General features: G+C 71.1%; 1 protein-coding gene. It reads right to left on the reverse strand.

What is annotated here, in order from left to right:
• Window positions 1–207 precede the first annotated feature (207 nt).
• A complete protein-coding gene (locus tag FGF04_RS41940) occupies window positions 208–834 on the reverse strand; it encodes a chaplin (RefSeq protein ID WP_149516204.1) in 627 nt (208 codons plus the stop codon).
• Between the last annotated feature and the right edge of the window lie 145 nt (window positions 835–979).

Raw genomic sequence — 979 nt, forward strand, 5'->3', positions numbered from 1 at the left:
GCCCCGCTCGCGTCCGAGTCGGCGAAGGCCTGGGAGCTGTACAGGGACAGGATGCTCGTAGCGGCGGCGGCCACGACCATCCCCTTGCTCAGGGTCTGGCGCACTCTCGTTGTCCTTCTGCTCGTAGAAGTGGGAAAAGCCGGCCTTGGCACCGGAAAACGGTCCAAGGCCGGCCTGGTTCAGCCGTACGGCCGATGCGCTACGACGTCAGTCGTTGACGCACTTGTTGCCGAACGCCGGGTTCAGCAGGCCGATCACGTCGACGGTGTTGCCGCACGCGTTGACCGGCACGTCGACCGGGGCCTGGGCGGCGTTGCCGGCGGCGGCACCGGGCGAACCCTGCGCGACCCCGTGCGCGGCGGAGCCGTCGTGGTGGCCACCGGAACCCGCGTGGTGACCGGAGCCGTGACCCTGCTGACCGGAGCCGTGCCCGTGCTGACCGGGACCGGGACCGTGGTGACCGGAGCCGCCGCCGTGGTGCGCGCCGTCGCCGTGGTCCGAGCCGTGGCCGTGGTGCGCGCCCTGGCCGGACGGGGCCCCGTGGCCGGAGGAGGCCCCGTGGTGGGAGGCGTCCGGCTTGCGGTGCTTGCCCGCGGAGGTGTCGCAGGAGTTGCCGAAGGCCGGGTTGAGGGCGGCGACCACGTCCGCGGAGTTGCCGCACGCGTTCACCGGCACGTCCAGCGGGGCCTGCACGTTGTTGCCGGACAGCACACCGGGCGAGTCCGCCGCCGCCCCGCTCGCGTCCGAGTCGGCGAAGGCCTGGGAGCTGTACAGGGACAGGATGCTCGTAGCGGCGGCGGCCACGACCATCCCCTTGCTCAGGGTCTGGCGCACTCTCGTTGTCCTTCTGCTCGTAGAAGTGGGAAAAGCCGGCCTTGGCACCGGAAAACGGTCCAAGGCCGGCCTGGTTCAGCCGTACGGCCGATGCGCTACGACGTCAGTCGTTGACGCACTTGTTGCCGAACGCCGGGTTCAGCAG

It is taken from the genome of Streptomyces apricus, from assembly GCF_008369065.1.
Classification (GTDB): Bacteria; Actinomycetota; Actinomycetes; order Streptomycetales; family Streptomycetaceae; genus Streptomyces; species Streptomyces apricus.